General features: G+C 41.1%; 10 protein-coding genes and 1 pseudogene. 4 read left to right on the top strand and 7 right to left on the bottom strand.

Annotation, left to right across the window (positions count from 1 at the left end; translation table 11 throughout):
- Window positions 1–54: 54 nt before the first annotated feature.
- On the bottom strand, window positions 55–567 hold the full coding sequence (locus AAEY99_RS07145; RefSeq protein ID WP_101087675.1) for a tetratricopeptide repeat protein: 513 nt from the start codon (window positions 565–567) through the stop codon (window positions 55–57).
- 480 nt (window positions 568–1047) lie between these two features.
- Between AAEY99_RS07145 and AAEY99_RS07140 the strand changes: the two genes are divergently transcribed.
- Window positions 1048–1632 carry an aspartyl/asparaginyl beta-hydroxylase domain-containing protein gene (locus AAEY99_RS07140; RefSeq protein WP_351009808.1) on the top strand — a complete coding sequence of 195 codons (585 nt, stop codon included), beginning with the start codon at window positions 1048–1050 and terminating at the stop codon, window positions 1630–1632.
- 35 nt (window positions 1633–1667) lie between these two features.
- Here AAEY99_RS07140 and AAEY99_RS07135 read toward each other — a convergent pair whose 3' ends face one another.
- The 4 genes from AAEY99_RS07135 to yjgA all read right to left on the bottom strand — a co-directional run bounded on the left by AAEY99_RS07135 (window position 1668) and on the right by yjgA (window position 6649).
- A complete protein-coding gene (locus tag AAEY99_RS07135) occupies window positions 1668–2558 on the bottom strand; it encodes a LysR substrate-binding domain-containing protein (protein ID WP_351009806.1) in 891 nt (296 codons plus the stop codon).
- 337 nt (window positions 2559–2895) lie between these two features.
- Complete coding sequence (locus tag AAEY99_RS07130; RefSeq protein ID WP_101087673.1) at window positions 2896–3297, bottom strand: YajG family lipoprotein; 402 nt, start codon at window positions 3295–3297, stop codon at window positions 2896–2898.
- Between the two features lie 291 nt (window positions 3298–3588).
- Window positions 3589–6069 carry an Ig-like domain-containing protein gene (locus tag AAEY99_RS07125; RefSeq protein ID WP_351009804.1) on the bottom strand — a complete coding sequence of 827 codons (2481 nt, stop codon included), beginning with the start codon at window positions 6067–6069 and terminating at the stop codon, window positions 3589–3591.
- Window positions 6070–6115: 46 nt separating this feature from the next.
- Complete coding sequence (gene yjgA / locus AAEY99_RS07120; RefSeq protein WP_101087732.1) at window positions 6116–6649, bottom strand: ribosome biogenesis factor YjgA; 534 nt, start codon at window positions 6647–6649, stop codon at window positions 6116–6118.
- Between the two features lie 159 nt (window positions 6650–6808).
- On the opposite strand from yjgA, the gene pmbA reads away from it, so the two are divergent.
- Window positions 6809–8188: a metalloprotease PmbA gene (gene pmbA, locus AAEY99_RS07115; protein WP_351009801.1), complete on the top strand. Its 1380-nt coding sequence runs from the start codon at window positions 6809–6811 to the stop codon at window positions 8186–8188.
- Between the two features lie 200 nt (window positions 8189–8388).
- Window positions 8389–9756, top strand: a complete 1368-nt coding sequence (locus tag AAEY99_RS07110; RefSeq protein ID WP_192116381.1) for a hypothetical protein — start codon at window positions 8389–8391, stop codon at window positions 9754–9756.
- A 136-nt stretch (window positions 9757–9892) separates the two neighbouring features.
- On the opposite strand, the gene AAEY99_RS07105 is transcribed toward AAEY99_RS07110, so the two are convergent.
- Window positions 9893–11332: a methyl-accepting chemotaxis protein gene (locus AAEY99_RS07105; protein WP_101087669.1), complete on the bottom strand. Its 1440-nt coding sequence runs from the start codon at window positions 11330–11332 to the stop codon at window positions 9893–9895.
- A 579-nt stretch (window positions 11333–11911) separates the two neighbouring features.
- On the opposite strand from AAEY99_RS07105, the gene exeM reads away from it, so the two are divergent.
- Window positions 11912–14527, top strand: a complete 2616-nt coding sequence (exeM, locus tag AAEY99_RS07100) for an extracellular exonuclease ExeM (RefSeq protein WP_351009798.1) — start codon at window positions 11912–11914, stop codon at window positions 14525–14527.
- Between the two features lie 230 nt (window positions 14528–14757).
- Here the strand turns inward: exeM and AAEY99_RS07095 are convergent.
- A pseudogene (locus tag AAEY99_RS07095) lies at window positions 14758–14992 on the bottom strand (transposase domain-containing protein); the annotation flags it as partial.
- Between the last annotated feature and the right edge of the window lie 99 nt (window positions 14993–15091).

Below are 15091 nucleotides of genomic sequence, written 5' to 3'. Positions count from 1 at the left end.
GTTTATTGTTGACTGATAAAGGGCAACCGTGACGGTTTCTTGGTCAGAGTCCAATTACATCATTCCGTTTTGGGCATTGTTTAAAGCTGCCTCTAAACGTTTAACGTTATGTTGGTATATCTCGCTGTGATCGACTTTTGCAGCATATTTAAAATCAGCTAATGCGCCTAAATTGTCATTATTCAGTAATTTCATTACACCACGATTATTATAGGCATAAGCCCGAACCGTCATTGATGGAATCGCCACTTGGGTACGAGCACTTTTCACGGCTGCACTACAGGCTTTTTGGGCTTTTTCCATATCAGCTAATTGCACATATCCAGCGCATAAGTTCACGTTGCGAGAATAGTCATCCACGGCGAACTTACTTGCAGACAAAGTAGCGGTTAAGCCTGCTTCAACATCACCAGACTGCAATGCGTTAACACCAGGCACATCTTCCACTAATACCATTTTGTAGGCATTACTTTTGATCTGTTGACCTTGCTCATCAGCCATTACGCTTGTCGATGCTGTCAGTACTAATGTGGCACAAATTAGGCCATTAACGATGCTCTTTTTCATGATGTAGCTCCTTTAAACGTTTGTGTAGCGCCGCGCTACAGGTGAACTTTAGTCAAAACGACTAGCGTCGACAAACGATAAAAAACGCATTAATGGGTTAAAAAAATTCACTTATGGGGAGGTGTGATAGTTTTGTTTAATTAATGGCCGCGGCAATTAACGTCGATGTGTTTCATGACATGGTCATCCAACGATTTTCTTTAACCTCCACAATTTTCATTGAACCTGAAACCTTAACGACTTACACATTCTTTTATAAACAGTCTTCAACGGTATCAAGGGATTTAATACTGATAGTGTGTAAGCCATATTGATATGATTCAAAGTCTATTTATACTGTCTGCGTCTGCACTGCTTAAGATTTTTAATGTCTTTACATCAATAAGATAGGGCATGTAGGATTATAATTGATACTTAATTAAAGACGGCCAGAAACTATTGGCAATGATCACTGATTTTTAGCCCAAAATGTGGCTGATAATGCTAATAGTATATTTAGGATTAATGATTATGTTTATTGAAGCCTCTAAATTTTCTTTTGTGAAAGAGCTTGAAGCTAATTGGGAAATAATTCGAGATGAATTTCTTGCACTACCAAATGACTCGTTTGACCCATGGGTTCAACAACAAATGCATGGTCAAGGCTGGAGTGTCTTCGGCTTGTATGCGCTTGGGAATCGTGTTGAAGGTGCATGCGTTAAATGCCCTCAAACAGCGAAACTCGTTGAAAACATCGGCGGCATTTCTCTCGCTGGTTTTTCGCTACTAGCCCCCCATACGCATATAACACCACATGTCGGTTGGGCCAATAATGTATATCGTTTACATCTTGGATTAGTGGTGCCACCTGACTGCAGGCTTCGTGTTGCCAGCGAAACCCGTTATTGGGAAGAAGGTAAATGTTTAATATTTGATGATACTGCTGAACATGAAGCTTGGAATGATTCTGCTCAATATCGTGCCACATTAATGTTGGATTTTCTTCGGTCGGATATTTATTCCTTCACAGAAGATATGGTGCCAGACGACGTTCGGCAATACGCTGAACAGCTATTGAAACGATAATAAACAGTGTAATAAAGTCATTATCACTCTAATTATTAATGACTTTCATCATGGAAACTTTTGAGGATCCAATCGATCAGTAATTGCACTTCTGGTCGCTGTTGTTCATTGGTGTGGCGGATGAGGTAATAGCGATCATGGCTATAAAGTGGATGAGGAAACAATGGTAGAAGGGTGCCATTATCGAACCATGCTTGGCTGATGGGTAATGGGATCAGTGCAATACCTAATCCTTGTTCTGCAGCGCGGGCGACACTGAACATACTGTCTAGTTGAATTATCTGCTTAGGCTGAAATGCATCAAAGCCAACATTTTCGGCCCATTGATGCCAAGCGTAAGGTCGAGCTTTATGCAATATTAATGGCACCTTAGTTAATGCTTTAAAACCTTGTGAAGACAATTCAGTATGCAGTTGTGCATTACACGCAGGGATATAAGTGATTGGAAATAAATCATACACATCGGCATTCGTTTGTTGTTTACCAGAGAGCATAATGGATACATCAGTGTGCTTAATTGTATCGCTGCGCGACTTAATGGTTTCGAGCTTAAGATTGATGGTGGGATATTTAGATGACCAACCAATGAGTTTAGGCATAAACAGTTCACTGGCAAAGAATTCTGGCATTGAAATACTGACTTCGAGCATTCTGTCTGACTGGTTAAATTCACTGACTGTGTTGACTAATTGCTGCATGACCGGCTCGATGGCCTGGTAAAAGCGTGCGCCCACTTCGGTCAATGTCACCGCGCGGGTTTGACGAATAAACAAGCTCTGGTTTAGAGATTCTTCTAACTGTTTAATCTGATGACTTACCGCCGAAGGGGTTAGATACAGTCTTTTAGCGGTTTCTTTAAAACTTAAGCATTCAGCAGCGACGCAAAAACAACGTAGGCCGCGCATGGAGGTGTGTAAAGGGATCATTCAATTCTCAACAAGGACAGTTTATCAACTCACTTCCCCTTGATGATAATCAATTATGATGACATCTGTAATGCATGCGGGTCGACTACTGAGTAATAGTTTAGTGAGACTAGGGGCTATTCTTGAAGAGAAAGCAAGGATTAGACCAGTAGTTAAAATCTAATTTAAACATAGTGTTAACTAATTTTATAAAAATTGATTGAGTTGCTCTGGTGCTGAATAAACCTTGTTCGCACCAATTTGGTGCTAACTGATGTTACGTTATCTCAACTGAGATAACTAAATGGATTAATAGATAGGTAGGTAAGCAGGGCTAGCGCTTAATTAATATGTCTAATTAGAAGTACAGTGTTTCTTGCTTGGTGCCATCGATAAAAATGTCGCATTTATCTGCAGTGCTCGATTTTGCTGATTGAACAATGCTAGCAACAATACCAAAGCTTCCACCTTGATCTCCGAGTACCGAACCAAAGTAACAATCACCTTTAAATTTCATATCTTTAAAGTTTGCATTAAGATTTTGGGTAGGCGTCATTGGCGGGAATCGACCCTGCATGATCGGGTCACCATTAGCGGTCAATAGCAGTTTATTATTTGCTTTATCATACGATCCGCCAAGCACGAAGGTTTGGTCATTGACGACAACCGTTTTGTTTTGAGCCACGATTGGTGGTTTAGCGGCACAAGCGGTGAGTAGTACACCTGCAGTTATAGTAAGAAGTAGAGAAATTTTGCGCATTATTATTCCTTAGTATGCGTCGAGAGTCGTAAATCGGTCCCTCGTAATAGTAAACTAGCCCTGTTTACAGATGCTATTGATGGTATCGAAACGCATAATGTTGAGCACTATTTAAGGCGTGAACATAACGTCAGCTAGCAAAAATAGTTTTTATTTCAACAATATATCAATTAAATACCGTATTGCACGTCTTATTGTATCAACATATTTGTGAATGCCAAGTATAAAAAAGCCTGCTGAAGTAGCAGGCTTGAAGGATCGATAAATATTATAGGAGTGAGAATATTGAGCTTATGGCAAGGTCACATCAAATATCAATTCAGTTACCACACCTTTAGGCGTAGTTGTTGTCAGTGTGACTTGGCTTGTGCCTGGTGTACCATTATTTTTCAAGGTAAATGAGGTTGATGTTCCTCCTGCTGAACTCTTGTTAGGTACGGTATAGCCAGAGAACTGCAATTCACCTTCGGTGCTAGTAACGGTTAAGGTTGTACCAGAAGGTAATATTTGATTGGCGCTATCAGTGATTACCACATCAAACTTTGCCGTTTCATCTAGTGCAATAGGTTGAACATCAGTGTCGTAATCATTAATCAAGCTGCCATCTTGGCTAACGACAAAATTAGCTTCAGAGCCTGACATTGTTAATACTAATGCTTTACGGATATAAGTACTCATAGCCGTGCTATTACATAATGCACCTTGGCATTGTGGGCCGTTAAATTGACCGTCAGCTAATTGGTATGTGTTGCTCGCTTGAATATTAAAGTACGGTTCAGCTGAATCATGGGTGCGAGATTCATTGTCATCTCTAAAGGCGTCTGGCAAGTCAACAAAACCACCGCCATGGTAAGTTTCTACATCCATGCCATTGCCACTGCATGCTACTGACGTTGTGCCGCTTAAGCAGCCGTTAACCACGCCACCATCAGCATCGTCAAATACATTGTTGCCATTGGTATCGAAGAAGGTTTCGTGTCCTAGCGCATAAGCCATAATCGTTACACGATGGTCACTTACCCGTGGTGATGCCGATGTCCAAATGACGGAACATTTTCCGTTTTCCATGGAACACGATGGTTCAATTTGACCACCTTCAGCGGTAAAGTTGATGGTAGTGTCGTCTGGTGCAGGGTTTGCAAAACTGTCAGAGGCATAAGCTGTAATGGTAACTTGTTCGCCGTTGAAGTCGCCCGCTTCAGGGTTGCCATTTGATCTTGAAATACTAAAACCAAGCTGTTGTGGCAAGCCGGTATTGACGGTCAGCTGTTCTGATTGGCTGGTAATGGTTTGGTTAGTGTCGGCGTCTGTGGTTGATGCCACCACTCTTACAGGGGTTGGAATGGTGCCAGCTTGCACTCGCACACTGACTAATCCCTGGGAATTGGTAATACTGCTGTCCATCACTTCACCATTAGCAAATCGCAGACCGCCAACACTGGTGTCTAAGCTGAAATTAACCGTTTGTTGTGCTGCCGGCTGGCCATTAGCACTGGTAACTAAAAAGGTCACTAACGATGATTCTGTTGAACCGGTGCCGCCTGAACCTTTGATACGGATTTGGCTTGGGTCAGCTGACACAAAGCTCACATTAGATAATGTTTGACGGGCTAAGGTAAAAGGCAAACTTGCATTTAAACTAGCGCCATTAACCGTTGCTGTCGCGATGATGATGTCATTACGTTCGCTGTTGCCACTGCAGCTGACATCTGAAAAGGTTGAGCTGGCAGAACCTGATAAGCTAGTAACAGGTGAATTAAGTGTGGCGTTGTCATTGGTAGAACAGTCAGAACTAAAGCTGATGCTGGTTGGGCTTTGTAAGCGTGTAAATGTGCCATCGGTGTTTTCGGTAACTAACGTAGCGCTAATCCCAAAGGTGCCACCGGCACTAATGCTATAACTACCATCAGTTGTTGCGACTAGCGTTGTCGCTAATTCACTTTCAACAAACTCACCATTAGCATTATACGAGCCCATCTTAACATTACCATTCGTGGCAATATCGTCAGACGCTAACACTTCAAAAGCACTGCTGCTGGTGAGAGTGCTACCTTGATACTCTGTGGTGACGGTTAACAGGCTCGCACCTAACTCTGCCTCGGACGGCGTGTAGTTTAGCGTAGCAATACCTGAGGATTTTGTCAGTGCAGTTGCTGGCGCTAACGTAGCGCTACCGGCATTGAATGTCACAATTTGGTTAGCAATAGCTTGATTATTACTGTCAGTAAGCAAGGCATTGAGCTGAACTGTTTTATCAATATTAAAGCGGGTAATAGGGCCGGTAGCATCACTTATCGAAGCGGTTAATTTAATCGCTTCGACAGGGATACTGGTGTCATATTCTTTAAATTGATAATTGCGAGTCGCACTAACAGCATCTGCATCACTTGGAGAGTAAGTTGCGCTAAGCGTGCCAGCGTCGGTACTACTTGATGTGACCAGAGTTGTCGCAAGACCAGAAGATAAGGTTAACACCGTGGTAGGTGATATTGTTGTATTGGTGGTGCTAAAAGTAATGAGCGCTCCACTAACGTTAGTACTACCAATTTTGAGATGTGCAATGGCACAAAAGCTACCATCAAGATCAAAAATCAGTGAGTCCGTATTCGCATCACATTGGCCATTGACGACATTTTGATAGCTGACGGTAATACTATAATTACCACTCAGTGTGTCAGTATCGGTGCCGTCCGCGGCACCGTTACAACCGGTAAATAACAGCACTGAAGTTAATAATAACAATAGTGTGCGAGTCATCATTTTTAGCCGCATTAGCAACATCCTTATTCTATTAAACAGACTATTTTTGAGATGGACCCTAGTCTTTTATTTCAGATCTTAAATACTTATATAGCTCTTTAGACGATTTTGATTCTGGGTTTTTAGCCAGTTCTTTATTCGCTTGGCGGATCAGTTGACGCATTTTTTGACGATCAAGTTGTGGGTGTAAATCCAGTAATACTTGGACTTCATCGTCGCCATTCGCTAATAAACGTTCACGCATTTTTTCAAAAATCTGTATTTGAGCGGCTTCATTATTGTTTTTGTTCAACACTTTATCCAGTGCTGCTTCAATAGGTTCATGCTCAAAGCCACGCATTAATTTACCAATGTATTGTAAATGGCGGCGATAGGCTTCAGTTTTTTGTTTAATCAGTTTTGTTTTTAGAATCGCATCATATAGAAATTCATCTAAACCCATTTTGTCTAATTGAGTTTTGCTCAGGGCCACTAAACGCATGCCAAGTGCTTGAGCATCCTCACTTTCTTTTTTAACGCCTGTTCTGCTGACATAGTTGTCATCATTATCATAGGGCTGCTGAAATAGCTCAGAATCGCCAACAATTTTCATAGTCATAAACCTCAAGTCAATATGCATTAATGATAGCATTTATTTGGCCTAGAATATGCAGAATTTATTGATGATCAACTGCGATATAAATGCGCGGTTATCAATCGCCAATTGAATTTGATATGCTAGCGTCAATTAGACTAATCAAAGAGTAAATTTGTGGCTTCTCATCCTTCTTCAGCGCCTAGCGCAACTGAACCAACACCTAGAATTGATTCTGAATTATCGGCGTTAAAAGACGCGGTATCTGTCGCATTAGAATATGCGAAAGAGTTAGGCACTTCGGCCGCTGAAGTGGCTATCAGCAAGCAGCAAGGTTTGTCGGTTTCAACCCGTGAAAAAGAAGTTGAAACCGTTGAGTTTAATAAAGACGGTGCGTTGGGCATTACCATTTACCGTGATGGTCGCAAAGGCAGTTCATCGACCTCAGACTTAAGTCCTGAAGCAATTCGCCAAGCGGTAAAAGCGGCCGATGGCATTGCAAAATATACCTCAGAAGATCCTTTTAGTGGCTTGGCTGATCCCGCTTTGATGGCGCAAGATATTCGCGATTTGGAGTTATATCATCCACAAGATATCGATGCTGAAGAGCTCGCACAGTTGGCCATTCGCGCAGAAGAAGCCAGTTTATCGGTTGATAGCCGTATCCGTAACTCAGACGGCGCGAGTGCCAATGCGCATACTGCGGCTAGGGTTTATGGTAACAGCCATGGGTTTCTTAACGGCTATTGCAGCTCTCGCTACAGTTTAAGTTGTGTTGTAATAGGCCAAGAGTCTGATGGCAATATGCAGCGCGACTACGACTATACGGTTGCCCGTAAATATCATGATTTACTGTCACCTGAAGCGGTTGGTTTGCAAGCGGCAAACAAAACCTTAAGCCGTTTGGATGCCCGTAAAATAGCCACGGCGAAAATGCCAGTGTTATTTGCTCCTGAACTTGCCACAGGCTTAATGGGACATTTAATTGGCGCGATTAGTGGCAGTAGTATTTACCGTAAGTCGAGCTTCTTAATGGAAGCTCTGAATACTCAAATATTCCCAGACTGGTTTAGTATTGAAGAACAACCGCATTTAATTGGCGCACTGGCCAGTGCTAACTACGACAGTGAAGGCGTGGCAACCCAAGACCGTCGTATTATTGATCGTGGCCAACTAGAAACTTACTTATTAACCAGTTATTCGGCGCGTAAATTATCGATGACCAATACAGGCCATGCTGGTGGTATTTATAACTGGACCCTAAGCCATTCAAATCAAACCTTTGATGACTTGGTTAAAACCATGAATACCGGCTTAATTGTTACGGAAGTGATGGGCCAAGGCGTTAATGGCGTTACTGGTGATTATTCACGTGGCGCGGCAGGTTTTTATGTTGAAAATGGCGAAGTGTTGTATCCAGTAGAAGAAATTACTATCGCGGGTAATTTAAAAGACATGTTTATGGGAATACAAGGCGTAGGTAAAGATCGCGATTTACGTTCATCAATCCGCACCGGCGGTATTTTACTGAGCGAGATGAAAATCGCGGGTAATTAACACCTTTTGCTGAAAAATGCATTTATGGTTTAAATGCAAAAAGAATTAAAGCCTCTTATCTAATTGATTAAGAGGCTTTTTTTTAACTTTAACTTGGCTCTTTACGCTTTATATCTTTACTTTACCTTTCTTGACAGTCGTTTACAGGCAAGGGTTGTCATAACTCTTGCAAATGTAACTAGATGGTTAATGGAGTAAATATGTTTAACAAAAAAATAAGTCGATTGATGATGGTGTCTGCAATGGGAGCCTTGTTACTAGGGTGTGGCTCAGACAGTGAAGAAAGCAGTGATGATGTCGCTTATGTGCAGTTTTATAATGCATCACCTAATAGCACATCGACTTCGTTAGTACTGGATGACTATTCATATACGGCGGTTGATTTTGCTGATGCAATGCCGCGCTATGCTTATAGTGCAGGGAGCACAGAACTGGAAATTTATGGTCAAGACGAAGATAGTGAAACGGTAACCGTTTACAGCGACACCGTTGATTTAGCGAGCGACTCGAACCATTTGTTTGTACTTTATGGTGATTATCACGATCCAGAACTATTGGATATTAACTATTCACGCGATGAAATGGACGAGTTAAATGCCGACGATGATAATGACTACAGCAAAATGGAAGTGCTAGTGGCTAACGTAGCGACTGATGAAGGTACTTTTGATACCTATATTTCACTTGATACCCAAACCATTGACCAAGCGGTGATGCTGGGTAATGTGCCGTATAGCAGTTACACCAGCGAACAGATATTCGATACTGATGATTATATTGTCTATCTGACCGAAACCGGCACTAAAAATGTGCTCTACACCACAGGTAGCATGAGTTTAACCTCCGAAACCGCCTATAAACTAATTATTCGTAACAGTTTTGGTGCAGGTGATATTAACGTCACTATCGACAGCATTGACTCAACTACAACGCCAGTCACTTACGCCGCGTTAGAGGCAACTGCCGATTACCGGGTGTTTAATGGTTTAGAAACGCAAAGCATTGATGTTGATATTGCCAGTAAGCAAGAAACACAATACTTGTATGGTATTTCACCCTTCACAGTAACGGATTACCAATCAACATCGTTTAATGATTATGGTATCACCACTAAAGATGCGACCAGTAAAGCCAAGTTGTTCGATAACTTGTTGGTAACGTTTAACCAAGATGAAGTGAAGTCTTTACTGATTTATCAGCAAGAAGACAGTTCTGTTAAAGGTATGGTGATCGAGCAAGACTTACGACCTCGAGCTTTTGAATATAAAGTCGATGTGGTGAATTTAGCTTACGATTATGATGACTTAACCGTGTATTTTGTCCGCGCTTCAGAAACCATTGAAACCGCCGAATATACCTTAACGGATTTAGATTTTGTCGAAAAACTCAGCCTGACATTGCCTGAAGATGATTATGAAATTAACATTGTTTACGAAGCCGATAATGGCACGCAAACCTTAGTTTATCAGTCTGATTCAATCAGCTTTGATGGCGACAGTAATTATACTTTTGTGCTGACTCCAGACAGTACAAGCGCTTTAGGTCATAGACTTACGTCATTACAGTAATATTAAGTTGAATTAATCGTGAGTTAAGCCACTGCTTATTAAACATAAAAAAGCCGATATCATCGATATCGGCTTTTCATTTAGCGCTTATATTCAAATAAACATACAAACTAATAAGTTATAATCTGAGCTGAGATTAATTAGTACGGTATCGACTAAGAATTTTACCCAAATCAGCTGATGCTTTTGCTAGATCTTTAACACCACTTGAAGACTGTTGCGATAAGCCTCTAATAATATTTGATTTCTGTCTTATGTCCGTCAGCTCTTTTGCAATGTCATTGGCCACTGCACTTTGTTCTTCTGACGATGTAGAAATTTGGAAACTCATGTCCATAATTGAATTCGCAGATTCAGAAATGGCATTAATATCGGTTCCAATATTAGTAATTAGATCGCTACTGGTTTGTGCTTGCTTGACAGTATCTTGAGTAATGCTGTCAATATTGAGCGTTTCACTTTGCAGTAATTCAATCATTTTATGAATTTCAACCGTCGCAGCCTGTGTACGACCCGCAAGGGTTCTTACTTCGTCGGCAACCACCGCAAAACCACGGCCCATTTCACCTGCACGTGCCGCTTCAATTGCTGCGTTTAATGCCAGTAAGTTGGTTTGATCTGAAATAGCATTAATGGTGGTGATCACTTCATTAATATTGGTCGCATTAATTTTTAGGGTATTGACCGAGTTTGATGTTTGTTCAATGTAGGTCGATAACTGCTTAATTTCATTAATCGCACGCTTGGCTCGGTCATAACTCTGACGCGTATACTCTGAATCTTGTTCAACACGTTGAGTTGAATTTCGAGCGATATTAGAGACTTCAGCAGCTGATGCCGTCATTTCTTCCATCGCTGTAGCAACCGAGTCAAGTGAAGCATATTGTAAATCAATTTGTTCAGCGCTTTGTACTGCTTCATTGGCGAATGAGCTCGAGGTTGTTTGCAATGTATCGGCACTTTTCTTAACTGCGACAACGAGATCGGTTAATGTGTCCATGGCTTTATCAAGTGCGCAACCAATGGTGCCAAATTCATCACGACCAGGATGGAAGCCTAAACGAGAGGTTAAATCACCTTTAGCAATTTTTTCCGTGGTATCCCATAACACCCAAAGTGCACCGCCAAGGAACGTGGCCGTCCAATAAATCACTACTACAAAAGGCAATACCCATAAAAATGACATTAACAGTGATATCAAAGCAGCTTGTTTTGCGCTGGCTTCTTGTCCAGAAACAGATTCGCTCAGGGTATAATATTGGCCATCTAATGCATAAACGGCAGTAATAGTATCTCGTTGGCGTGAACTTGTTTGTGAACGTCCTGAGACTTGTAAACCTAATGTTGAAGCTTGTTCTAGTTGGCTCGTGGCATCAAGTGCTTGAACCATAGCTGCTGTTTTTTGCTCTAAAACCAGTAATGATTGCTGTTCTATATTTTCAATTTTATTAACGTAACTACTAATCGATACACTAGATAAAATAATCAGGAACAGTCCGAAAATAGCCCAGAACTTATCGTTAATGGACATTTTGATGAAAAGTTTATCGATATTTCTGAAATCAACTTGTTTCATGGTTTGAGCACCTAAACCGGTAAAGATAATAAATTCAAATACTAGATGAGCTTTTAGTATATTGATACTAAATAGTCAGCTTAATAATATTTTGTTGTGACCAACATGACATCGAGTCATGATCAATATCGACAATAACTCACATACCTTAAGTGATTTATTGGTTTTTATTCATGGTGTATTCAACATACCACGAGTGTTGGTGGTCAATGTTAGCGTAATAATCGGGTAAAAACCTTACATTTTCAAGATGATTTCATGACATGAATTAAAATATCAAACAGTATGTTGTCATTTTTTTATTTTTTTGAACAATAAGTGTTACAAAATCTATATTTTTTAACAACCACCCCGTCAATGCTTGTTTTTGCGCTAAATGTTGTTTTAGTTGAGGTATTTTTGATTTTATTTATCATCGTTTTCTAATTAAAACAAAATTACTTGATAATCAATCAGATAGTAAATTTTTTTACCCCATTAATGTGATCAATGTTCTTTTTTCTGTAAACAAACTTTGGGACAATCGCCCCGCATATTACAAAAAAATAGCATTTATATCACAAAATATGGGGTTAAAAAATGAAAGGACTGACTAAACTAACGGCGGTTTCACTCGCAGTAGCCGCTGCAATGCCGATAATGGCAAATGCAGAGGTGTTAATTAGTGAATACGTTGAAGGTAGTTCAAACAACAAAGCGATTGAACTGTATAACAACAGTGACGTTGCAATTGATTTAACAGGCTACAAATTAGTACGTTACAAAGACGGTGACTCTGCAGCGCTTGATATGGTGGAATTAACTGACACTATTGCCGCTAAAAGTGTCAAAGTCATTTTGCATTCAAGTGCAGCGATTACCTTGCCAGCCTCAACCGACTCGATGACCGGTAACTTATACTTTAATGGTGGCGATGCTGTCGGCTTATTAAAAGACGGTGTGTTGGTTGATGTTGTTGGTGACATTCCAACACCAGCAGGTTGGGGGTTTGACACCACATTCCAGCGTAAATTAGACGCCTTAACTGCCAGCACTACTTATGATGCTAGCCAATGGGTCACATTAGATAAAGACACCTTTAGTGGTTTAGGCTCGCTTGATACCGCAGTAACACCAGAGCCAACAGTATTTACCTGTAATGGGGCCACACTGACCAACATTTATGATGTGCAAGGTGCAGGTGACTCTAGTCCATTAATTGCCGATGGTAGTTATGAATCGGCTAATGAAGTGACCATAAAAGGGATTGTTACTTCTAGAAGCGACAGTTTATACAAAGGCTTCTTTATTCAAGACATGCAAGGTGACAACTCACCTTATACTTCAGACGGCATTTTCGTCTACTTGAACGAAGCTGCACCAGACACTATTCAGCCAGGCACTGAAGTGTGTGTGCAAGGTAAGGTAAACGAGTATTACGGCTCGACTCAGATTAACCTTAAGGACGATCAAAAAATTGAAGTTGGCGCATTAGGTGAAGTGCCTCTAGCCAGTGCATTTTATGTTGCCGATGGCGAAACCCTAACGCAAGCATTAGAGCGTGTTGAAGGCATGAAAGTAGTATTAGATGCGGGTAGTGAGATGAAAATCACCCGTACCTTTAGCTACGATTATGACGGACGTCGTAACAATATGGTGTTGTCACATAAAGCGCCATTAATGAAACCAACTCAAATATTTGAGCCAAACTCAGCAGATTCTATTGCACTGGCTAAAGCTAACGCAGTAAACCAGTTATTTGTTGAATCTGATTTCAAAGCGAAAGATGGTGAAGTACCTTATTTCCCAGAGTTTAACGCAGAAACGGGTTACATTCGTGTGGGCGATCAATTGACTAACCTTGAAGGTGTGATTGGTTATAGCTACAACGCATTCCGTATTTTACCGACCAACATGATTACTGCTGGCGATTTTATCCGTGTAAACGATCGTACCGATGCGCCTACAGTGGCAGATATGGGCGACATTCGCGTAGCGAGCTTTAACGTGTTGAACTTCTTTAATGACGTTGTTGGCGGTGATACTAATCCATCAAACAGCAATCGTGGTGCATTAATCGAAGAAGAAATGGTGTTGCAGCGTACTAAAATAGTGAATGCGCTTGTCGCCATGAATGCTGATGTTGTTGGCTTAATGGAAATCGCTAACAATGGCTTTGGCGAGTTAAGTGCCATTCAAAACCTTGTAGATGCATTGAACGCAGAATTAACTGATGATCAAGCGTATCGCTTTGTTGAAATTGAAGATGCTGATAAGTATGAAGACAAATTCATCGGCAGTGATGCGATTACAGTTGGCATGTTATATCGCCCAGCCCGTATTACATTAGACGGCGCGGCAAAAGTGATTGCGACGCCAGAACAACATGCTGCAGAAGGTGCGCAAACCCGTGAGAAAGATGGCGTTGTTGAGCAAAGCCCGAGTTATGAAAAGTTCCAACGTCATAGCTTAGTGCAAACCTTTAGCATTAACGATGAAAAGTTAACTGTTGTGGTTAACCACTTAAAATCGAAAGGTTCAGGCTGTATTGAAGACTGGGCTGAATTTAACGAAAACGCTGAGCCAGCAGACTTGCAAGGAAAGTGTAATGCATTCCGTGTATCAGCAGCCAAAGTACTCGGTGAGTCACTAAAAGATGTTGCTGGTGATGTACTGGTTATTGGTGATTTAAATGCCTACGGCAAAGAAGATCCGGTAGCAGTATTAACTGATTACGATGCCTCAACTACAGATCATGTTATCCGCACTGCATCGTGGACTACCTTAAACGGTAAAGTGTACGAGCGTGAAGGCAGTGTGATAGATAAAGGTTATGGTTTAATTAACTTAAACACTCAAGCACATGGCGCAGCCACTTATTCATATAGTTACAGTGGTGAATTAGGTAATTTAGACCATGCTTTAGCCAATGAGAGTTTAGCGGCTAAGTTAGTCGGTATTGACGACTGGCACATTAACTCAGTTGAATCTAACCTGTTTGAATATGGTAGCAAGTACACCGGAGATCTGGTTAAAACTGAAAGTCCATTCTCAGCTTCAGACCATGATCCAGTGATTATTGCATTAAGCTATCCTGCGCCAGTAACGCCAACTCCTACGCCAACACCAGAGCCTGTTCAAGATAGTGATGGTGGTAGTTTAGGTTACTTTGCATTGATGTTATTAGGTGCTCTAGGCTTACGCCGTCGCAGTTAATTATTGCATTAATAATGATACATATAAAAAAGGCGCCCTAGGCGTAATGCCGTTCACTTAAGGTGAGCGGCATTTTTATTTTTGCTACAGGATACTGTTTTTAATGACTTTTTAAGTGCCGTGGATAACGCCTTTCTCGCTTGCCTTTGGTAAGGCCTAGGAATACTAGACACTTTGTAACGTTCTAAAATGATGATTTTCATATTCAGCGGGTGAAACCCTGCCATTAGCAACACAGTATCAAGCTTATTAATCAATTGACGGACGTATTCTGAGCGGAATAGAGACATGCCTATAACAACCCAAACTATCGCGTCCATGGGCAATTTACATCGCCTTAACGTCGCTACGCCATTTGAATTAAGGCAGGATTGAATAATCCCGGGTTCTAGTACATCAGCGAGAGATAAAAAACTCAGTTAGATGATTAATTGAAGTGTGAGCAAGGGGTGGTGAAAGTTCCATAAAAAAATCCGACAATAAAGATTATCGGATTTTCGCAGGCTAGAAAGATCGGTCAACCGATCAGTTAAATTTTGTCGTTTTACCGCTTAACTGATTCGG

It is taken from the genome of Shewanella sp. S1-58-MNA-CIBAN-0166, assembly GCF_040310085.1.
Classification (GTDB): Bacteria; Pseudomonadota; Gammaproteobacteria; order Enterobacterales; family Shewanellaceae; genus Shewanella.
This window is presented reverse-complemented; position numbering and strand designations above follow the sequence as displayed.